Origin of the sequence: Streptomyces filipinensis, assembly GCF_014649495.1 — a bacterium.
GTDB lineage: Bacteria > Actinomycetota > Actinomycetes > Streptomycetales > Streptomycetaceae > Streptomyces > Streptomyces filipinensis.
The window spans coordinates 1-19,308 of sequence record NZ_BMTD01000018.1; the positions used below are offsets into that span (position 1 = coordinate 1).

General features: G+C 71.4%; 17 protein-coding genes. 7 read left to right on the top strand and 10 right to left on the bottom strand.

What is annotated here, in order from left to right; translation table 11 throughout:
* Nucleotides 1–179 (top strand): phosphoglucose isomerase-related protein (locus tag IE244_RS31580; RefSeq protein WP_506005178.1); only part of this gene is annotated, 179 nt, incomplete at its 5' end.
* A gap of 90 nt (nt 180–269) precedes the next feature.
* On the top strand, nt 270–1,031 hold the full coding sequence (locus tag IE244_RS31585) for a DsbA family protein (RefSeq protein WP_191877010.1): 762 nt from the start codon (nt 270–272) through the stop codon (nt 1,029–1,031).
* Between the two features lie 77 nt (nt 1,032–1,108).
* On the opposite strand, the gene IE244_RS31590 is transcribed toward IE244_RS31585, so the two are convergent.
* From IE244_RS31590 to IE244_RS31600, 3 genes are read right to left on the bottom strand one after another with little or no spacing between them, the layout of a single operon-like run.
* Nucleotides 1,109–3,520, bottom strand: coding sequence for an ABC transporter permease (locus IE244_RS31590; protein ID WP_191877011.1), 2,412 nt, complete (start codon nt 3,518–3,520; stop codon nt 1,109–1,111).
* Nucleotides 3,520–4,272 (bottom strand): ABC transporter ATP-binding protein, encoded by a 753-nt coding sequence (locus IE244_RS31595; RefSeq protein ID WP_191877012.1) that lies wholly within the window; start codon nt 4,270–4,272, stop codon nt 3,520–3,522. Before IE244_RS31595 ends, IE244_RS31590 begins: the two co-directional genes overlap by 1 nt.
* On the bottom strand, nt 4,269–4,775 hold the full coding sequence (locus IE244_RS31600) for a PadR family transcriptional regulator (protein WP_031166122.1): 507 nt from the start codon (nt 4,773–4,775) through the stop codon (nt 4,269–4,271). Before IE244_RS31600 ends, IE244_RS31595 begins: the two co-directional genes overlap by 4 nt.
* A gap of 131 nt (nt 4,776–4,906) precedes the next feature.
* On the opposite strand from IE244_RS31600, the gene IE244_RS31605 reads away from it, so the two are divergent.
* The 5 genes from IE244_RS31605 (at nt 4,907) to IE244_RS31625 (ending at nt 11,511) form a co-directional block, all read left to right on the top strand.
* Nucleotides 4,907–6,178, top strand: coding sequence for an ABC transporter substrate-binding protein (locus IE244_RS31605; protein WP_191877013.1), 1,272 nt, complete (start codon nt 4,907–4,909; stop codon nt 6,176–6,178).
* Nucleotides 6,179–6,313: 135 nt separating this feature from the next.
* Nucleotides 6,314–7,924 carry a glycoside hydrolase family 13 protein gene (locus IE244_RS31610; RefSeq protein WP_191877014.1) on the top strand — a complete coding sequence of 537 codons (1,611 nt, stop codon included), beginning with the start codon at nt 6,314–6,316 and terminating at the stop codon, nt 7,922–7,924.
* A gap of 41 nt (nt 7,925–7,965) precedes the next feature.
* Nucleotides 7,966–9,291, top strand: coding sequence for an ABC transporter substrate-binding protein (locus tag IE244_RS31615; RefSeq protein WP_191877015.1), 1,326 nt, complete (start codon nt 7,966–7,968; stop codon nt 9,289–9,291).
* Nucleotides 9,292–9,302: 11 nt separating this feature from the next.
* Nucleotides 9,303–10,661: an ABC transporter permease gene (locus IE244_RS31620; protein ID WP_191877016.1), complete on the top strand. Its 1,359-nt coding sequence runs from the start codon at nt 9,303–9,305 to the stop codon at nt 10,659–10,661.
* A 10-nt stretch (nt 10,662–10,671) separates the two neighbouring features.
* Entirely contained in the window at nt 10,672–11,511 is an 840-nt protein-coding gene (locus IE244_RS31625; RefSeq protein ID WP_191877017.1) for a carbohydrate ABC transporter permease, read from the top strand.
* A gap of 15 nt (nt 11,512–11,526) precedes the next feature.
* On the opposite strand, the gene IE244_RS31630 is transcribed toward IE244_RS31625, so the two are convergent.
* The 7 genes from IE244_RS31630 to tkt all read right to left on the bottom strand — a co-directional run bounded on the left by IE244_RS31630 (nt 11,527) and on the right by tkt (nt 19,262).
* Entirely contained in the window at nt 11,527–11,958 is a 432-nt protein-coding gene (locus IE244_RS31630) for a hypothetical protein (protein WP_191877018.1), read from the bottom strand.
* Nucleotides 11,958–12,449 (bottom strand): lamin tail domain-containing protein, encoded by a 492-nt coding sequence (locus IE244_RS31635; protein WP_191877019.1) that lies wholly within the window; start codon nt 12,447–12,449, stop codon nt 11,958–11,960. Before IE244_RS31635 ends, IE244_RS31630 begins: the two co-directional genes overlap by 1 nt.
* A gap of 175 nt (nt 12,450–12,624) precedes the next feature.
* Entirely contained in the window at nt 12,625–13,407 is a 783-nt protein-coding gene (gene pgl / locus IE244_RS31640; protein WP_191877020.1) for a 6-phosphogluconolactonase, read from the bottom strand.
* Nucleotides 13,404–14,486, bottom strand: a complete 1,083-nt coding sequence (opcA, locus tag IE244_RS31645) for a glucose-6-phosphate dehydrogenase assembly protein OpcA (protein ID WP_191877021.1) — start codon at nt 14,484–14,486, stop codon at nt 13,404–13,406. Before opcA ends, pgl begins: the two co-directional genes overlap by 4 nt.
* A complete protein-coding gene (zwf, locus tag IE244_RS31650) occupies nt 14,483–16,021 on the bottom strand; it encodes a glucose-6-phosphate dehydrogenase (RefSeq protein WP_191877022.1) in 1,539 nt (512 codons plus the stop codon). Before zwf ends, opcA begins: the two co-directional genes overlap by 4 nt.
* A 1-nt stretch (nt 16,022) precedes the next feature.
* Nucleotides 16,023–17,141 carry a transaldolase gene (gene tal, locus IE244_RS31655; RefSeq protein WP_191877023.1) on the bottom strand — a complete coding sequence of 373 codons (1,119 nt, stop codon included), beginning with the start codon at nt 17,139–17,141 and terminating at the stop codon, nt 16,023–16,025.
* 33 nt (nt 17,142–17,174) lie between these two features.
* Complete coding sequence (gene tkt, locus IE244_RS31660; RefSeq protein WP_191877024.1) at nt 17,175–19,262, bottom strand: transketolase; 2,088 nt, start codon at nt 19,260–19,262, stop codon at nt 17,175–17,177.
* Nucleotides 19,263–19,308 lie beyond the last annotated feature (46 nt).

Consider the following 19,308-nt stretch of genomic DNA (forward strand, 5'->3'; position numbering starts at 1 on the left):
TGTTCGTGCAGGGCGCCGTGTGGAACATCGACTCCTTCGACCAGTGGGGCGTGGAGCTGGGCAAGGTCCTCGCCAAGCGCGTCGAGCCCGCGCTCACCGAGGGCGCACAGGTCCCCGGTCTCGACGCCTCCACCAAGGCGCTGGTCGGGAAGTACCGGGAGCTGCGCGGCCGGAGCTGATCCGTCGGCCGAGCCGTCGCGGCGGCCCTTTTTGTGCGTTCTCCCCGTACGTCCCCTAAGGTTCAGGTGATCTTCAGGGGAGGAAGGCGCATGGTGCACAGAGGGTTCGCCGCGGTGGTCGCGGCGGCCGTCATCGGGGTGTCGGTGGTCGGCTGCGGCAGTGGACACCGGCCGGCGGAGTCCAAGGACGGGGCCACGAGCGCATCCCGGCCGGCGTACTCCGGGTGGTCTCAGGTGCCGGAGCGGCTCGGGAGCGACGGGACGACCATCACGGTCGGGGACCCGGCCGCGCCGGTGGCCGTGCACCTGTACGAGGACCCGCGGTGCCCGGTGTGCAAGGAGTTCGAGACCACCGGGGGCGCCCCGCGGCTGCGCGCCGCGACCCTCCGCCGGGAGACGAGGACCCAGTACACCCTCGCCTCCTTCCTGGACGGACGGCTGACCGGCTCCGGGTCCGAGAAGGCGGTCAACGCCCTGCGGGCGGCGCTGGAGAAGGGCAGGTTCGCCGAATACCACGACGTGCTCTACGCCCACCAGCCCGCCGAGAGCGTCGACGGCTTCACGGACGCGTATCTGCTCGAACTGGCCGGGCGGGTCCCCGGGCTGCGCGGGCCGGACTTCGACTCGGCCGTCAAGAGCATGAAGTACCGCTCGTTCGTGACCCGGTCGGAGAAGGCATACGAGAAGGCGGGCGGGGCGCAGGACCCGAAGGGCCCCGGCACCCCCACCGCCGAGATCAACGCCGTACGGGTCCCCGGTGAGTACAACGGCGTGCTGTTCGACGGTGACGCCTTCTCCAGGCTGCTCGCGGACATCCGGGCGAACCCCGGCGCGTGGCGGAACGCGGGCTGACACCTTCCGCCGACCCGACCCGCCTCGCAGACCCGCCCCGCCGACCCGCCGCTGGGACAGGCCCGCGGGACCGGGGCTCAGGTCACCGCGCTCAGGGTGTCCGCGAGCCGTCTGCGGGCCGCGCGGGCCGCGGGCAGCGCGGCGAGCGCCGCCGCTCCGAGCACGGCTGCCGCGCCCAGGGCGAGCAGAAGCGCGGGCGAAGGGGACTGGGCGACACCTGCGCCGATACCGCTGGAGCTGCCCTGGGCGTCGATCAGCCGGCGGGCCAGTGGCAGCCCCAGCGCCGTACCGGCGAGGGCGGCGGCCAGGGCCGTACAGCTCGTCGCCGTGACGGTGATCGCGGTGATCTGCCGTGGGGACATGCCGATCGCCTTCAGCGCCAGCAGGTCCCGTTCGCCCTCGCGGACGCTGCCGCCGATCGCGGTGAGCAGTTCGACCAGCCCGATCAGGGCCAGTACGGCGATCAGCCCGGCGACGACGCCGCGCAGCGGGGACAGTCCGTCGGCGGGGTTGTCCACGGGGTGCACGTCCAGGTGGCCCCGGCCGGCCGAGGCCAGCGCGGCGGCCACGCGCTGCGGTTCGGCGCCGGGGCGCAGCCGCAGCTCGTAGAAGGCCGGGGACAGCCCGGGGTCGTTCTGGCGGAGGGTGTCCAGGGACGTGGTGACCACCCGGCCGGCGTTCTGCGGTTCGATGCTGCGGCCCACGATGTGCAGGATCTGCGGCCGGTCGCCCACCGTCATGCGCACCCAGTCGCCCACCCGCGCGTGCAGCAGGTCGAGCAGGCCCTGGCCGGCCACCGCCTCGTCGGGACCGCGTGCGGTCCGGCCCTCGGCGAGGGTGTAGGGGTAGGGCTCGGTACGGGTGCCGACGCCTCGCAGCGCGATGGTGCCGGTCTGGCCGGGGACCAGCGCGGCGACCTCCACCCCCGGATAGGCGCCGGTGACCCGGTGATCGTCCAAGAGCAGGGCCCGTACCGCGGACGCGTCCAGCGCGCCGTCGGAGCGGACCGTCAGGGCCGTCGGCATGCCGACGCGTTCCGGGCTGCTGTGGAAGCGGTCGATCGTGGTCCAGGCGCTGAGCGCCACCACGATCAGCAGCAGCGGCAGCGTCAGCCGGGCCACGGTGGCCAGCGACCGGCCCCGCCCCGCGCACGCCTTGTGGCAGCCGAGGACCAGCGCGGCCGGCAGCCGCAGCCCGAGCGCCCGCCGGGCCAGGCCGGTCAGCCCGCCACCGGCCGGTGCCGCCGGGCGCGGCACCGGGACCGGCGGCACCCGCCCGGCCCGCCAGGCGGCGAGTCCCGTGGTCAGACCGATGAACAGCACCGCGCCCACGGGCACCGCCAGCAGCGCGAGGGTGTGCCCGGGCAGCCCCTGCCACACCCCCACGGCGTCGCCGAGCCGCCCGGGGATCCGGCTGCCCAGGGCCTCGGTGAGCACCGCGGCGGCCACCGAACCGAGCAGCGCGTAGGCCAGATGCTGGAGCAGGAAGACCCGGACGACCTGGCCGGGTGTGAAGCCGATCGCCTTCAGCACCGACAGGTCCCGCAGATGCCCCCGGATGCGGGTGGCGATCGCCCCGTGCACCGCGAACCCCGCGGCGATCAGCGCGCCCAGACCGAAGAGGCCGAGCACCTGGCCGAGCAGCCGGTTGTCGCCCTGCGCCGCGGCGCGCGCCTGCTGCCAGGTGGAGACCTCGCCGACCGCGCCCGCGCCGAGCACCGTGACGGCGCGCTGCACCGCGTAGTCCGTGTCCCCGGGGTCGCCCAGCCGCAGCCCGATCACCTGGCCGCCGGGGGCGCGCACGGCGGACGGCCGTGCCCAGACCAGGCCCGGCTGCTCGCCCGGGCTGTAGCGGGGCTCGGCGCTGTCCGCGATGCCCTCGACGGTCAGGCTGCGGGCCGTGCCGGGCAGCGTGAGGGTGTCGCCCGGCTCGGCCAGCAAGGCCCGGGCCAGGCTGCTCTCCAGCACCACACCGTCCGGCTCGGCCGCATCCGGCCAGTGGCCGGCGGTGAGCAGCGGCCGGCCGACGGAGGGCGGCCGCGAGACGCCGCGCAACTCCACGGAGGCGCGGCTGCCGCGCACGGCGACGGTGGCGGACTCGGTGCGGTAGGGGCCGGCCACGGACTCGACACCGTCCAGCCGGGCGAGCTTGCGGGTGTCCGCGAAGGGGACGGTGTGGATCCACACGTGCGCCCCGCGGGCCTGCGTGAAGATCCGCTGCCAGGGGTTGGTCGCATAGCCGAACAGGGCGGTGGCCAGCAGCAACGAGGCGACGATGCCGGCGGTGGCCAGCACGAGGAACAGCGCCTCGCCACGATGCGTCCGCAGATCGGACTGCGCCCAGCGCCGGCCGGCCGCGCCGCCGACGGCTACGCCGGCAAGAGGGCCGCGGCGCGTGGTCGGTCGTGTGCTGCGCCGTCGTGGCCGGTCGCGCCCACCCGGCGGTAGCCGCACATCAGACGTGGGCTCGCGCCCCTTCAGGGCGGTCATCAGTCCCTCAGCTCCAGTACGCCCGAGATCCCGGGCTTATGGGGCGGCGGTGCGTCGTCCAGGGTCGCGTCGTCGGCTATGCGGCCGTCGAAGAAGCTGATCACGCGGTCGGCGGCGCTCGCCAGCCGGGCGTCGTGGGTGACCAGGACGATGCTCTGCCCGCGGCCGTGAAAGCGGGACAAAAGCCGCATCACCTCGCGCGTGCCCTTGCTGTCCAGGCTTCCGGCGGGCTCGTCGGCCAGCAGCAGCGGCGGGTGGTTGACCAGGGCCCGGGCGAGCGCGACCCGCTGCTGCTCGCCGCCGGACAGTTCGCCCGGCATGCTGCGCTCCTTGCCTTCGAGCCCCAGCTCGGCCAGCAGTTCCTCGCGCTCGGCGCGCGCCTTCCTCGGCGCGACGCCGGCGAGCAGGGCGGGCAGCTCGACGTTGTCGGCCACCGACAGGTTCGACACCAGGTTGAAGAACTGGAACACGATCCCGATCGCCTTGCGGCGCTCGACCGCCCAGCGGGCCTCGCTGAAGGAGTCCGTGCAGCGCCCGCCGAGCCAGACGCTGCCCGCGTCCGGCCGGTGCAGACCGCCGAGCAGATGCAGGAGCGTGGACTTGCCGGCGCCGGACGGCCCGGTGATCGCCACGAACTCGCCCCGCGCCACGGACAGGTCGACCCCGCGCACGGCATGCGCGGGCGCGCCCTCGCCGTGGTGGGTCTTCACCAGCCCCTCGGCGCGCAGCACCGCAGTGCCGTGCTCGCTCATTCCAGTTCCTCCTGGCACCGCTCCAGCCAGTCGAGGTCGGCCTGCAGATGCAGCATCGCGCCCTCGATGAGCAGGTGGGCGATTCGGTTGTCCCGGCTCTCGGCCGCGGCCAGTTTCGACAGGTTGCGCATGGTGGTGAGGTACTGGCGCCGCTGCCGGTTGATGAGGGCGATCTGGTCGGCGAGACCGGTCTGCGGGGCGACGGCGAGCTTCATGAAGAACTCGTCCCGCACCCGCGGCTCGTCCTCGGTCTCCTCGAACCAGGCGTGCAGCGCCTCCCGCCCGGCGTCGGTGAGGTGGTAGACCTTCTTGTTGGGCCGGCTGGACTGCTCGACGTCCTCGCCCTCGATCAGTCCCGACTTCTCGAGGCGGCCGAGGGTGACGTAGATCTGGCCGACGTTCGGCTGAGGGTACGCGGAGCCCAGCAGTTGCTCAAGGTCCTGCTTCAGCTCGTAGCCGTGGGCCGGGCCACGGGCGAGGAGTGCCAGGAGGGGCAGGCGCACTCGGGCTGTCCTCCTGTCTGCTCACAATGTGCTCCAGGCCCTAGTATCGCCCATACCTAACAGGTATAGATGGCCTCTGACTCCCGGGCGAGGGTGCCCGGAGCCGTGTGTACGTGTTCAGGGAGGAACCTATGCGGTGGATACGCGCCGCCGGTAGGGGCCTCCTCGTTCTCGCCGTGATCATGACCGGCTACGTCGCCTCCGGCGCGCAGGCCGACGAGGTCGCGGGCGACGGCCGCGGACCGCTCACCCTGGCCACCGCCGGTGACCTCACCGGCTATCTCGGCCCGCTGCTCCAGGGCTGGAACCGCACCCACCCCGGCGAGAAGGTCACGCTCGTGGAGCTGCCGGACTCCGCCGACGAGACCCATGCGCAGATGACCACCGATCTGCGCGGCGGCGACCGGGGCCGCTTCGACGTCCTGAACATCGACGTCAACTGGACCTCGGAGTTCGCGGCGGCCGGCTGGATCCGCCCGCTCCCGCGTGACCGCTTCCCGCTGAAGAGCTTCCTGCCGCCGGTCGTGGACACCGCGACCTACGAGGGACGGCTGTACGCCGTCCCGTATGTCACGAATGCCGGACTCCTTCTGTATCGCAGGGACATCCTCGCCAAGGAGGGCGTGCCCCCGCCGCGCACCTGGGCCGAGCTGGAGCGCGACGCGAAGACCATCGCGCCGAAGTACGGGCTCGGCGGCTACGCGGGTCAGTTCCTGCCCTACGAGGGCCTCACCGTCAACGCGGCCGAGGCCGTGTACTCGGCGGGCGGCACGATCCTCGGCGACGAGGGCACCCGGGTCACCGTCGACTCGGCCGCCGCCCGCGAGGGCATCGGCTTCCTCGTCCGTGGCGTCCGCGAGGGCTGGATACCGAAGGCGGCGCTGACGTACAAGGAAGAGGAGTCCAAACAGGCCTTCCAGGACGGCAGGCTGCTGTTCCTGCGCAACTGGCCCTACGCCTACGCCGTCGCCTCCGCCAGGGGCTCCCGGGTCGCCGGGAAGATCGGCGCCGTACCGATCCCCGGCCCCGACGGGCCGGGGACGAGTGTGCTCGGCGGCTCCGACCTCGCCGTCAACTCCCATACCCGGCACCCCGATTCGGCCGCGCGTCTGATCGCCTACCTCACCAGCGCGCCCGTCCAGCGGCAGGTGCTCACCCGGGGTGCGCTGCCGCCCGTACGCGCCGCGCTCTACGAAGACCCCGCGCTGGTGCGCCGGTTCCCCTATCTGCCGACCCTGCGCACCGCCGTGCTCACCGCCGCCCCGCGCCCCAAGAGCGCCCGCTACGACCAGGTCAGCCTGGTGGTGCAGGCCGTGGTGCATGACGCGCTGACGGGGCACGAGACCCCCGCCGCCGCGGTGCGCCGACTGGCGCGGGAGCTGGCGGCCGTCTCCGGCCGATAGTTACTTGTTAAGTAACGCGGACATCTCATCTGTGGCATCGACGCCCCGATAAGTCCGGATTTAGTATCCCAACTTGGCGGTAGCAAAAGTTCTTTTCATTGACACCCTCGCGATACGCCTACCTAACATGCATGCATGTTGAGTAAGCACCACTGGTGGCGCGACGCGGTCATCTACCAGGTGTACGTCCGCAGCTTCCTGGACAGCACCGGCGACGGCATCGGCGATCTGGCCGGCGTCCGGGCCGGGCTGCCGTATCTGAAGAAGCTGGGTGTCGACGGCATCTGGCTGAGCCCGTTCTACCCCTCGCCGCAGCACGACCACGGCTACGACGTGGCCGACTACTGCGACGTCGACCCGCTCTTCGGTGACCTCGCCGAGTTCGACCTGCTGGTGGCGGCCGCGCGGCGGCTCGGCATCAAGGTGCTGCTCGACATCGTCCCCAACCACTGCTCCAGCGAGCACCCGTGGTTCCGTGAGGCGCTGGAGAGCGCGCCCGGCAGCACGGCCCGCGCCCGCTTCCACTTCGCCGACGGCCGTGGCCCCGACGGCGGCGAGCCGCCCAACAACTGGCACGCCATGTTCGGCGGCCCGGCCTGGAGCAGGGTCGGCGACGGCCAGTGGTACCTGCACATGTTCACGCCGGAGCAGCCCGACTGGAACTGGCGCGACCCCGAGGTCACCGCCGAGTTCGACCGCGTCCTGCGCTTCTGGCTGGACCGGGGCGTCGACGGCTTCCGCATCGACGTGGCGGCCGGCCTCTACAAGCACCCCGAACTGCCCGACTCCGACGACCCGGAGGCCGACGCCCGCACCCGCGACTCGGTCAACCCGCTCGCCTGGAACCAGCCCGAGGTGCACGAGGTGTGGCGCCGCTGGCGCTCCCTGTGCGAGGAGTACACCGCACGCGACGGCCGCGAACGCCTCCTCGTCGGCGAGGTCTCGGTCCCCACCGCCCGGGAACACGCCCTGTACGTCCGCCCGGACGAACTCCACCAGGCCTTCTTCTTCGACCTGCTCGGCGCCCCCTGGGACGCCGACGCCTTCCGCAAGGTCATCTCCGAGGCCATGCAGGACATCGCCGGCACCGGCTCGACCGTCACCTGGGTCCTCAACAACCACGACCAGGTCCGCACGGTCACCCGCTACGGCGAACCCGCCACCGAGGGCAGCGGCCTCGGCGCCGCCCGCGCCCGCGCCGCCGCGCTGCTGATGCTGGCGCTTCCCGGCGCCGCGTACATCTACCAGGGCGAGGAGCTCGGTCTGCCCGAGGTCGTCGACCTGCCGGACGACGTCCTCACCGACCCGATCTTCCGCCGCACCGGCAGCCGCGCCCGCATACGCGACGGCTGCCGGGTCCCGCTGCCCTGGTCCGGACAGGCCTCCCCGTTCGGCTTCACCTCCGGTGCCGAGTCCGCCAAGCCCTGGCTGCCGCAACCGGAGTACTTCGCCGAGTACGCCACCGACCGCGCCCTCGCCGACACCCGCTCCTTCTGGCACCTCTACCGCGACGGCCTCCAGCTGCGCTCCTCGCTGCCCCAGCTGGGCGAGGGCACCCTGCAGTGGCTGGACACCCCGCCCGGCGTCCTCGCCTTCAGCCGCGGCGACGGCCTGGTCTGCGCCGTCAACTTCGGTACGGCCCCCACGCCCGCACCTGTCTCCGGCACCCCTCTGCTCTCCAGCGGCCCCTGCCCGGCCGGTGTGCTGCCCGCCGCCACGGCGGCCTGGTGGCTGAGCGATCTCTGACCCGACCCGTCAACTCCCATCCCCCCGAAGGGACATCAACGATGATGCGACGACGTACCACCCTGCTCACCTGCTGCACCGCACTCGTCCTGGGCCTCGGTGCCACCGCCTGCGGCGGCGGACCGGTCTCCGCGGGCGGCGGCGACAAGGCGCTCAGCGGCCAGACCGTCACCGTGGCCGGTGTCTGGACCGGCAGCGAGCAGAAGAACTTCCAGAAGGTGCTGGACGCCTTCACCGCGAAGACCGGCGCCAAGGCGCAGTTCACCTCCACCGGCGACAACGTCTCCACCGTCGTCGGCAGCAAGATCGAGGGCGGCAACGCGCCCGACGTCGTGATGGTCCCGCAGGTCGGCGTCCTCCAGCAGTTCGCGAAGAAGGGCTGGCTGACGCCGCTGTCGCAGACCGCCCAGCAGACGGTCGGCGCCGACTACGCGCCCGTCTGGAAGAAGTACGGCAGCGTCGACGGCACCCTGTACGGCCTCTACTTCAAGGCCGCCCACAAGTCGACCGTCTGGTACAGCCCCGACGCCCTCAGCCAGGCCGGGGTCAAGCCCCCGAAGACGTACGACCAGCTGCTCAAGGCCGGGCACACGGTCTCCGACTCCGGCCTCGCCGCCTTCTCGGTCGCCGGCCAGGACGGCTGGACCCTCACCGACTGGTTCGAGAACATCTACCTCTCCCAGGCCGGACCCCAGAAGTACGACGCCCTCGCCGCGCACAAGCTGAAGTGGACCGACTCGTCCGTCGTCAAGGCGCTCACCACGCTCGGCAAGCTGTTCAAGGACAAGCAGCTCGTCGCAGGCGGCCAGAAGGAGGCCCTGAACACCGACTTCCCCGGCTCGGTGGAGAAGGTGTTCGGGCCCAAGCCCGAGGCCGGCATGGTGTACGAGGGCGACTTCGTGGCCGGCGTCGCACACGACCAGTTCGGCAGGACCATCGGCAAGGACGCGAACTTCTTCCCCTTCCCCGCGGTCGACGGCGGCACGGCGCCCGTGGTCAGCGGCGGTGACGCGGCGGTCGTCCTCAAGGACGGCAAGAACGCCAAGGCCGGCATGAAACTCCTGGAGTACCTGGCCACCCCCGAGGCCGCGGCCGTCTGGGCGAAGGCGGGCGGATTCCTGTCGCCGAACAAGAAGCTCGGCCTCTCCTCCTACGGCGACGACGTCACCCGCGCCACCGCCAAGTCCCTGGTCGGAGCCGGTGACTCGGTCCGCTTCGACATGTCCGACCAGGCGCCCGCGGCCTTCGGCGGCACCAAGGGCGCGGGGGAGTGGAAGCTGCTCCAGGACTTCCTGCGCGACCCCTCCGACCCGAAGGGCACCGCGGCGAAGCTGGAAGCCGCGGCGGCCAAGGCCTACCAGGACTGAGCGGCAGCACCATGACCGCCACCGCTCTCGTGAAACAGCAGGCGGGCCCGCGGGCCGCCGGCCCGGCGCCCGTGCGCCGCGGCCGGCGGCGCGCCCGGCTGATCGCCCTGCTCTTCGTCCTCCCCGCCCTGCTCCTGCTCGGCGCACTCGTCGTCTACCCGGTGCTGTTCTCCGTCGGCCGCAGCTTCTTCGACGCCTCCGGTACCCGGTTCGTCGGCGGCGCCAACTACACCGAGATGTTCCGCGACCCGGCGACCCTGAAGGCCATCCGCAACACCACCATCTGGGTGGTCGTGGCCCCCGCCCTGCTCACCGGCCTCGGCCTGATCCTGGCCGTCCTGGTGGAGAAGGTCCGCTGGGCCACGGCGTTCAAGCTGCTGCTCTTCATGCCGATGGCGGTGTCCTTCCTCGCCGCCGGCATCATCTTCCGGCTCGCCTATGACGAGGACCCGAACAAGGGCGTGCTGAACGCGGCCGTCGTCTCCGTCCACGACGCCTTCAAGGGCACGTCGTCGTATCCGACGGCACGGGGCCGTGCGGGCCTGCTCACCCAGGAACGGGACGGCTCCTACCTCACCCATGCGGCCGTGTCCCCGGGCCACTCGGTGGACCTGCCCATGGTCGGCGTCCTGCCCAAGGACCTGCCCAGGGGCGCCGAACCCGCGTCCCGGGGGGCTTCGCACACGGCCGCGGCAGGCGAGCTGCGCGGTGTCGTCTACCTCGACTTCACCCCCGGCGGAGGAGGCAGGCAGGGCAAGGTCGACCCGAAGGAGAGCGGCCTGCCCGGCATGAAGGTCGAGGCGGTGCGCGACGGCGGCACGGTCGCAAGCACCACGACCGCGGCCGACGGCTCCTACCGTTTCGCCGGGCTGGACGCGGGCTCGTACACGCTGAAGCTCCCGGAGTCCAACTTCGCGCCGCCCTACCAGGGCGTCTCCTGGCTCGGCCCGACCCTGGTCACCCCGGCGATCATCGGCGCGTACCTGTGGATCTGGACGGGCTTCGCGATGGTGCTGATCGGGGCCGGCCTGTCCACCCTGCCCCGGGACGCGCTGGAGGCGGCCCGGATGGACGGCGCGAACGAGTGGCAGATCTTCCGCAGGATCACCGTCCCGCTGCTCGCGCCCGTGCTCACCGTGGTCTTCGTGACCCTCGTGATCAACGTGATGAAGGTCTTCGACCTCGTCTACATCATCGCGCCCGGACCCGTGCAGGAGGACGCCACCGTCCTCGCGACCCAGATGTGGCTCGTGTCCTTCGGCGGCGGCAACAACCAGGGCCTCGGCAGCGCCCTCGGCGTGCTGCTCCTGCTCCTGGTGATCCCCGCGATGGTCTTCAACGTCCGCCGTTTCCGACAGAGCCAGCGATGAGGAGTCAGCGATGAACACGATCAGGCGGGGCCTGGGCAACGGTCTCGTCCAGGCGTTCCTCGTGGTGATCGGCCTGGTCTGGCTGACCCCACTCGCGGGACTCTTCCTGTCCTCCCTCCGCTCGGCGCAGGACACCGCGACGGGCGGCTGGTGGACGGCCCTGGCGAGCCCCGGCCGGCTGTCCTTCGACAACTACGCGGCGCTGCTGAAGAACTCCGGCATGACGCAGGCCTTCTGGAACACGGTGCTGATCTCGGTGCCGGCCACCACCCTCGTCGTGGTGATCGCCGCGCTCGCCGGATACGCCTTCGCCTGGCTGGACTTCCCCCTGCGGGAACCGCTGTTCCTGCTGGTGGTGGCCCTGCTGGTGGTGCCGGTCCAGATCGGCCTGCTGCCGGTGGCCAAACTCTTCGGCGCCCTCGGTCTGTTCGGCACGATCCCCGGTGTCGTCCTGTTCCACGTGGCGTACGGGCTGCCGTTCGCGGTGTTCCTGCTGCGCAACTACTTCGCGGAGATGCCGAAGGAGATGCTGGAGGCGGCGCGGATGGACGGCGGCAGCGAGTGGCGGATCTTCACGCGGCTCGTCCTGCCGGTGGGGCGCCCGGCGATCGCCTCGCTCGCGATCTTCCAGTTCCTCTGGGTCTGGAACGACATGCTGGTCGCCCTGCTCTTCGCCGACAGCTCCTCCCAGCCGCTGACCGTGGCACTCCAGTCCCAGATCCGGCAGTTCGGCAGCAACATCGACGTCCTGGCGCCGGGCGCGTTCCTGTCCCTGATCGTGCCGGTGGTGGTGTTCTTCGCGTTCCAGCGGCACTTCGTGCAGGGCGTGATGGCGGGCTCGGTCAAGTGACCGGGCCCGCCGGGGTCAGGCGTAGGTCCAGCGCCAGGCGCTGCCGCTGTAGGCGCACGTGATCGGCGTACCACCGGCGGTGGTGGTCGTCGCCCCGTGATCGCTGTTCCGGCAGAACTGGCCCGCCTGGTAGCAGTTGCCCGCGCTGGAGACGAGGGAGCAGGTGCCACCACCGGTGTCGTCACTGTGTACGGCGCCGGAGGCGGCCCTGGTGACGGTGACGGTCGGTCCGGGCGTGCGGACGGTCTTCGTCCTGGTGACCGTCGGCCCGGGCTCCGGCCGGGCGGTGACGGTGGTGGTGGCCGTGACGGTCACGGTGGGCCGGGGCGCCGCCGCCGGCGCCTTGGCCGTGCCGTCGTGCGCGGACTGGCCGCAGCCGGCCGCACCGGCGGCCAGCAGGGCGACGCAGGCGGCCCACACCCGCACCTTCCTGGTCCGGCGTGGCATCAGCCGTGGAAGGTGATGTAGCCGTTGCCGTCCCGGTCGTCACGGGACTTGGTGTAGGCGTGGGTGTCCGCGTGGGCCCCCGACGGCTTGTACAGGTAGATGGTGTCCTTGTCGTTGTTCCACAGGAAGTTGCAGTTCTGGCGGTAGACGACGTTGTTCGCGTCCGAGTCGGTGCCGTGGCCGCCGCGCAGCTTCACGTAGTCACCGGGTTCGAGGTAGTGGTTCGAGCCGAACGCGAACCGGTTGCCGGTGGCGTCCTTGACGACATAGCCCTTGAGGTTGACGGTCGTGCGCGAGTAGTTCTTGATCGTCAGGTACTCGTCCCTGGTGTTGCCGGTACGGCAGTTGTTGGAGTCCCGCCCCGGGGCGTCGTACTGGACGCCCTTGATCTTCAGGGCGGAGGAGTACTCCGTGGCCTGGGCCGGAGCCGCGACGACGACGGCGAGCGTTGCGGCCGTGACGGATGCGGCCAGCGCGAAACGTATACGCATGAGGTCCCCCCTCAGTGGTGCGGATGCAGCGGCAGGAGCTTACACAAAAGTTGAGTCTTGTATGAATATTTGGCGCAGAAAAAGTGGAGGACCCGGCCGAGGGGGGTGTCGGCACAGACGAAGGGCGGCAGGGGAGTCATCCCCTGCCGCCCTCGTCGTTCAGAGATTCACCGGCTCACGGCGACGCCGGCGGATACAGCGACCTCGGCAGCTGTGAAGCGGCAGCCGAGTCCAGGAGCCACAGCGTGCGCGAGCGGCCCCGCGCCCCCGCTGCCGGTGCCTGGATCTCACCGGCGCCCGACAGGGCGATGGCCGCGGCCTCCGCCTTGTCCTCGCCGGCCGCGAGCAGCCACACCTCGCGGGCCGAGCGGATCGCCGGCAGGGTCAGACTGATCCGGGTGGGCGGCGGCTTGGGCGCGCCGTGCACGCCGACCACGGTGCGCTCGGTCTCCCGTACGGCCGGCAACTCCGGGAAGAGCGAGGCCACATGGGTGTCCGGGCCGACGCCCAGCATGAGCACGTCGAAGGTGGGCACCGAGCCGTGGTTCTCCGGCCCGGCCGCCTTCGCCAGCTCCGTCGCGTACGCCTCGGCGGCCGCGTCGACGTCCTTGCCGTACGGGCCGTCGGAGGCGGGCATGGCGTGCACGCGCTCCGGGTCCAGCGGTACGGCGTCCAGCAGCGCCGCGCGGGCCTGCGTCACGTTGCGCTCGGGGTCGCCCTCGGGCAGGTAGCGCTCGTCGCCCCACCACAGGTCGAGGCGGCCCCAGTCGATGGCGTCCCGCGCGGGTGCCGCCGCCAGCGCGGCCAGCAGGCCGTTGCCGTTGCGCCCGCCGGTGAGGACCACGGACGCGGCGCCCCTGGAGGCCTGCGCGTCCACGATCTTCGTGATCAGGCGGGCCGCGGCGGCCTGGGCCATCAGTTCCTTGTCGCGGTGGACGACCAGCTGCGGGGTGCTCACTTCGCCGCCGCCTTCCTCGCCGGTGCCTTCTTCGCGGTCTTGGCCGCGGCCTTCTTCGCGGGCGCCTTCGCGGCCTCCTCGACCGGCTCCGGCTCGGCGACCGGCCCGGCCGCCTCCTGCGAGGCCTGCTCGGAAGCGGAAGCCTGCTCAGGAACCGTGCTCAGCCGCTCCACGCCGTAGCGCAGTGCCGACGCGTAGGTGTCGTCCGGGTCGAGCCGGCGCAGCTCCTCCGCGATCAGCTCGGCGGTCTCCCGCCGCTTCAGTGCCACCGCGCGGGCCGGCTGGCCCTCGATGGACAGCGTGGCCAGCGAACCGTCCGCCCGGTCCAGCACGATCGGGCCGCAGTCGGTGTCCATGCGGACGGCCGTGAGGCCCGGGCCGGAGGACAGCGAGCGTTTCACCGGCACGTCCAGCCGGTCCGCGAGCCACATCGCCAGCAGCTCGCAGCTCGGGTTGAACTCCTCGCCCTCCACCTCGACGGCCTGCACCTCGCAGGTGACCTGGTCCAGGGCCGCCGCGAGCATCGAGCGCCACGGCGTGATCCGGGTCCAGGACAGGTCGGTGTCGCCGGGCGTGTAGGCCGCGGCGCGGGCCGACAGCTCCCGCACCGGCTGCTCGGCGGCGTAGGTGTCGGTGACCCGGCGCTGGGCCAGCGCGCCCAGCGGGTCCTTCGCCGGGTCCAGCGGGGCGGTCACCGGCCACCACACGACCACCGGCGCGTCCGGCAGCAGCAGCGGCAGCACGACCGAGTCGGCGTGGCCGGTGACCTCGCCGTACAGCCGCAGGATCACCGTCTCACCGGTGCCGGCGTCCGCGCCCACCCGCACCTCGGCGTCCAGCCGCGAGGACGTGCGGCCGCGCGGGGTGCGGGAGACCCGCCTGATGACCACCAGCGTGCGCGACGGGTGCTCGCGCGACGCTTCGTTGGCGGCCTTCAGGGCGTCGTAGGCGTTCTCCTCGTCGGTGACGATGACGAGGGTCAGGACCATGCCGACGGCGGGGGTGCCGATGGCACGCCGGCCCTGCACGAGCGCCTTGTTGATCTCGCCGGCGGTGGTGTCGGTCAGGTCTATCTTCATGGCCGGCGCCAGCTCCGTCCGTCTCGTGCGAGCATCTCGTCGGCCTCGGCGGGGCCCCAGGTGCCCGACGGGTACTGCGCGGGCCTGCCGTGCTTGTCCCAGTACTGCTCGATCGGGTCGAGGATCTTCCAGGACAGCTCGACCTCCTCCGTGCGCGGGAAGAGGTTGGCGTCGCCGAGCAGCACGTCCAGGATGAGCCGCTCGTACGCCTCCGGGCTGGACTCCGTGAACGACTCGCCGTAGGCGAAGTCCATGGAGACGTCCCGGATCTCCATGGAGGTGCCCGGCACCTTGGAGCCGAACCGCACGGTCACGCCCTCGTCCGGCTGGACGCGGATGACGATCGCGTTCTGGCCGAGCTCCTCCGTCGCCGTGGTGTCGAAGGGGGAGTGCGGGGCCCGCTGGAAGACGACGGCGATCTCCGTCACACGACGGCCGAGGCGCTTGCCGGTGCGCAGGTAGAAGGGGACGCCCGCCCAGCGGCGGTTGTCGATCTCCAGCTTGATCGCCGCGTAGGTGTCGGTCTTCGACTTCGGGTCGATGCCCTCCTCTTCGAGGTAGCCGATGACCTTCTCGCCGCCCTGCCAGCCGCCCGCGTACTGCCCGCGCACGGTGCTGCGGCCCAGGTCCCTGGGCAGCCGGACCGCACCGAGGACCTTCTCCTTCTCCGCGGCCAGCGCGTCCGCGCCGAAGGAGGCCGGCTCCTCCATGGCCGTGAGGGCCATGAGCTGCAGCAGGTGGTTCTGGATGACGTCACGGGCGGCGCCGATGCCGTCGTAGTAGCCGGCCCGGCCGCCGATGCCGATGTCCTCGGCCATGGTGATCTGCACGTGGTCCACGAAGGACCGGTTCCAGATCGGCTCGAACATCGTGTTGGCGAAGCGCAGCGCCAGGATGTTCTGGACGGTCTCCTTGCCGAGGTAGTGGTCGATCCGGAAGACCTGGTCCGACGAGAACACCTCGTGCACGACCTTGTTCAGCTCCTCGGCCGACTTCAGGTCGTGTCCGAAGGGCTTCTCGATGACCGCGCGCCGCCAGGAGCCGCCCGACTGGTCGGCCAGACCGTGCTTCTTCAGCTGCTGGATGACCACCGGGAAGGAGCGCGGCGGCACCGACAGGTAGAAGGCGAAGTTGCCGCCCGTGCCCTGCGCCTTGTCCAGCTCCTCGATGGTGGCGCGCAGCCGGTCGAAGGCGTCGTCGTCGTCGAAGGTGCCCTGGACGAAGCGCATCCCCTGGATGAGCTGCTGCCAGACCTCCTCACGGAACGGTGTGCGCGAGTGCTCCTTCACCGCGTCGTGCACGACCTCGGCGAAGTCCTCGTGCTCCCAGTCGCGGCGGGCGAAGCCCACCAGCGAGAAGCCCGGAGGCAGCAGGCCCCGGTTGGCGAGGTCGTACACCGCGGGCATCAGCTTCTTGCGCGACAGGTCGCCCGTGACACCGAAGATGACCAGACCCGACGGCCCCGCGATACGCGGGAGCCGTCGGTCGGCCGGGTCACGAAGCGGGTTCGCTCCGGAACCGGAAACGGGTGACAAGTCAGCCCTCCGAAGGGGCGAGGCGCTCAAGCTCCGCCTGGGTGGACTTCAGCAGGTCGTTCCAGGACGCCTCGAACTTCTCCACGCCCTCGTCCTCCAGCACCTGCACGACGTCGTCGTACGAGATGCCGAGCCGCTCCAGCGCGTCGAGGTCCGCACGCGCCTGCTCATAGGTGCCGGAGACGGTGTCGCCGGTGATCTCACCGTGGTCCTCGGTGGCCTCCAGCGTGGCCTCCGGCATGGTGTTGACCGTGTTCGGCGCGACCAGGTCGGTGACGTACATCGTGTCCGGGTACGCCGGGTCCTTCACGCCGGTCGACGCCCACAGCGGACGCTGCTTGTTGGCGCCCGCGTTCTCCAGCGCCTGCCAGCGGTCGGACGAGAAGACCTCCTCGTACGCCTGGTAGGCGAGACGCGCGTTGGCGACGGCGGCCTTGCCGCGCAGCGCCTTGGCCTCGTCCGTGCCGAGAGCGTCCAGGCGCTTGTCGATCTCGGTGTCCACACGGGACACGAAGAAGGACGCCACCGAGTGGATCAGGGACAGGTCCAGGCCGCGCTCCCGGGCCTTCTCCAGGCCGGAGAGGTAGGCGTCCATGACGGCCCGGTACCGCTCCAGCGAGAAGATCAGGGTGACGTTGACGCTGATGCCGAGGCCGATCGTCTCGGCGATGGCCGGCAGACCCGCCCGGGTGGCCGGGATCTTGATCAGCGTGTTGGGACGGTCGACGAGCCAGGCGAGCTGCTTGGCCTCGGCGACGGTGGCCTTGGTGTGGTGCGCCAGGCGCGGGTCGACCTCGATGGAGACCCGGCCGTCCTTGCCGCCGGTGGCGTCGAAGACGGGGCGCAGGATGTCGGCGGCGTCGCGGACGTCCGCCGTGGTGATCATGCGGATGGCCTCTTCGACGGTGACCTTGCGGGCGGCGAGGTCGGACAGCTGCTGGTCGTAGCCGTCGCCCTGCGAGATCGCCTTCTGGAAGATCGTCGGGTTGGTGGTGACGCCCACGACGTGCTGCTGGTCGATCAGTTCGGCGAGGTTGCCGGACGTGATCCGCTTGCGCGACAGGTCGTCCAGCCAGATCGCGACGCCTTCCTCGGAGAGGCGCTTGAGTGCGTCTGTCATGGAATTACATCTCCTACGTGTCGTATATGAGCGTCAGCGCTGGGCGGCGGCGAGGGATTCCCGGGCCTGGGCGGCCACGTTCTCCGCAGTGAAGCCGAACTCGCGGAAGAGCACCTTGCCGTCGGCGGAAGCACCGAAGTGCTCCAGGGAAACGATGCGGCCGGCGTCCCCCACGTACTTGTGCCAGGTCAGCCCGATGCCCGCCTCCACGGCGACACGGGCCTTGACGGACGGCGGCAGCACCGAGTCCCGGTACCCCTGGTCCTGCTGCTCGAACCACTCCACGGACGGCATGGACACCACACGGGTGGGAACGCCGCCGGCCTGCAGCTGCTCACGCGCCTCGACGGCCACGTGCACCTCGGAGCCGGTGGCGATCAGGATCACCTGCGGCTCGCCGCCCTCCGCCTCGAAGAGGACATAACCGCCGCGCGCGGCATCCTCGTTGGGCTCGTACGTCGGCACGCCCTGACGGGTGAGGGCGAGGCCGTGCGGCTGGCCCTTGCCGAACTCCTTGGTGTAGCGCGCCAGGATCTCGCGCCAGGCGATCGCCGTCTCGTTGGCGTCGGCCGGGCGGACGATGTTCAGGCCCGGGATGGCGCGCAGCGAGGCCAGGTGCTCGACGGGCTGGTGGGTCGGGCCGTCCTCGCCGAGGCCGATGGAGTCGTGCGTCCACACGTACGTCACCGGCAGGTGCATCAGGGCCGACAGGCGCACGGCGTTGCGCATGTAGTCGGAGAAGACCAGGAAGGTGCCGCCGTAGACGCGGGTGTTCCCGTGCAGGGTGATGCCGTTCAGTTCCGCGCCCATGGAGTGCTCGCGGATGCCGAAGTGGATGGTGCGGCCGTAGGGGTTGGCCTCGGGCAGCGGGTTGCCCTCGGGCAGGAAGGAGCTGTCCTTGTCGATGGTCGTGTTGTTCGAGCCGGCCAGGTCGGCGGAGCCGCCCCACAGCTCGGGGATGACCGCGCCGAGTGCCTGCAGCACCTTGCCGGAGGCGGCACGGGTGGCGATGCCCTTGCCGGGCTCGAAGACCGGGATCTTCTCCTCCCAGCCGGTGGGCAGCTCACCCTTGCTGATGCGGTCGAACTCGGCCGAGCGCTCCGGGTTGTCGTCCCGCCACAGCTGCAGGGACTTCTCCCACTCGGCCTTCGCCTGGGCGCCGCGCTCCAGGGCCTTGCGGGTGTGGGCGATCACCTCGTCCTCGACCTGGAAGCTCTGCTCGGGGTCGAAGCCGAGGACGCGCTTGGTGGCCGCGACCTCGTCCTCGCCCAGCGCCGAGCCGTGCGCGGCCTCGGTGTTCTGGGCGCTCGGGGCCGGCCAGGCGATGATCGAGCGCATCGCGATGAAGGACGGCCGGTCGGTGACCGCCTTGGCCTTCTGGACGGCGTCGTAGATGGCAGCCGGGTCCAGGTCGCCGTTGTCCTGCGGCTCGACGCGCTGCACGTGCCAGCCGTAGGCCTCGTACCGCTTGACGGTGTCCTCGGAGACGGCCGTCTCGGTGTCGCCCTCGATCGAGATGTGGTTGTCGTCCCACAGCAGGATCAGGTTGCCGAGCTTCTGGTGCCCGGCCAGCGAGGAGGCCTCGGCGGAGATGCCCTCCTGCAGACAGCCGTCACCGGCGATGCAGTAGATGAAGTGGTCGAAGGGCGACTCGCCCTGCGGGGCCTCGGGGTCGAACAGACCGCGCTCGTAGCGGGCGGCCATCGCCATGCCCACCGCGTTGGCCACACCCTGCCCGAGCGGGCCGGTGGTGGTCTCCACACCCTTGGTGTGGCCGTACTCCGGGTGGCCCGGGGTCTTCGAACCCCACGTGCGGAAGGCCTTCAGGTCGTCCAGCTCCAGGCCGAAGCCGGCCAGGTACAGCTGGGTGTAGAGGGTCAGGGACGAGTGGCCGGCGGACAGCACGAAGCGGTCGCGCCCCACCCACTCGGGGTCGGCCGGGTCGTGCCGCATCACCTTCTGGAAGAGGGTGTAGGCGGCCGGAGCCAGGCTCATCGCCGTACCGGGATGGCCGTTGCCGACCTTCTGTACGGCGTCTGCGGCCAGGATCCGGGCGGTGTCCACGGCCCGCTGGTCCAGCTCGGTCCACTCAAGGTCTGTGGTGGTCGGCTTGGTGCTCACCCTGGGTCAGGGCTCCTCTCCACATGTCGGTCGCCGGTCTTCGGGG

What these genes read in the sequence shown, in the direction of transcription:
- IE244_RS31585 (WP_191877010.1), top strand. Translation starts at nt 270, where the DNA reads ATGGTGCACAGAGGGTTCGCCGCGGTGGTCGCGGCGGCCGTCATCGGG.
- IE244_RS31590 (WP_191877011.1), bottom strand. Translation starts at nt 3,520, where the DNA reads ATGACCGCCCTGAAGGGGCGCGAGCCCACGTCTGATGTGCGGCTACCG.
- IE244_RS31595 (WP_191877012.1), bottom strand. Translation starts at nt 4,272, where the DNA reads ATGAGCGAGCACGGCACTGCGGTGCTGCGCGCCGAGGGGCTGGTGAAG.
- IE244_RS31605 (WP_191877013.1), top strand. Translation starts at nt 4,907, where the DNA reads ATGCGGTGGATACGCGCCGCCGGTAGGGGCCTCCTCGTTCTCGCCGTG.
- IE244_RS31610 (WP_191877014.1), top strand. Translation starts at nt 6,314, where the DNA reads ATGTTGAGTAAGCACCACTGGTGGCGCGACGCGGTCATCTACCAGGTG.
- IE244_RS31615 (WP_191877015.1), top strand. Translation starts at nt 7,966, where the DNA reads ATGATGCGACGACGTACCACCCTGCTCACCTGCTGCACCGCACTCGTC.
- IE244_RS31620 (WP_191877016.1), top strand. Translation starts at nt 9,303, where the DNA reads ATGACCGCCACCGCTCTCGTGAAACAGCAGGCGGGCCCGCGGGCCGCC.
- IE244_RS31625 (WP_191877017.1), top strand. Translation starts at nt 10,672, where the DNA reads ATGAACACGATCAGGCGGGGCCTGGGCAACGGTCTCGTCCAGGCGTTC.
- IE244_RS31630 (WP_191877018.1), bottom strand. Translation starts at nt 11,958, where the DNA reads ATGCCACGCCGGACCAGGAAGGTGCGGGTGTGGGCCGCCTGCGTCGCC.
- IE244_RS31635 (WP_191877019.1), bottom strand. Translation starts at nt 12,449, where the DNA reads ATGCGTATACGTTTCGCGCTGGCCGCATCCGTCACGGCCGCAACGCTC.
- opcA (WP_191877021.1), bottom strand. Translation starts at nt 14,486, where the DNA reads ATGAAGATAGACCTGACCGACACCACCGCCGGCGAGATCAACAAGGCG.
- tal (WP_191877023.1), bottom strand. Translation starts at nt 17,141, where the DNA reads ATGACAGACGCACTCAAGCGCCTCTCCGAGGAAGGCGTCGCGATCTGG.